Raw genomic sequence first — 344 nt, forward strand, 5'->3', positions numbered from 1 at the left:
TAAATCTCAATGTACCAAAATAGATCCCGTTGTAACTCCTCCTTTGTCTCATACTTCCTGTGATATATCATTCGCTTCTTAAGTGTTGCAAAAAATGCTTCTGCCACGGCGTTATCCCAGCAATTTCCTTTGCGACTCATACTCTGTTTGCATCTAAACATTTTGAGAGTTTTGCGGAACTCATTTGAAGCATACTGCACACCTCTGTCACTGTGAACAATCAGCCCCTTTGCGGGCTTTCTTTTCCAATAGGCCCGGTTAAAGGCTGTTATGCTTGATTCCGCCTCCAGAGATTCACTGAGGTCCCATCCTACCACTTTCCGATTATAAAGATCAATGAATAC

General features: G+C 42.4%; 1 protein-coding gene. It reads right to left on the minus strand.

Annotated features, from left to right (window positions below; all coding sequences use genetic code 11):
- Positions 1-344, minus strand: a 344-nt coding sequence (locus tag CALK_RS11755) for a DDE-type integrase/transposase/recombinase (RefSeq protein WP_034638467.1), incomplete at both ends; no start/stop codon positions are given.

Source organism: Chitinivibrio alkaliphilus ACht1 (genome assembly GCF_000474745.1).
In the GTDB taxonomy this organism is placed as follows: Bacteria; Fibrobacterota; Chitinivibrionia; order Chitinivibrionales; family Chitinivibrionaceae; genus Chitinivibrio; species Chitinivibrio alkaliphilus.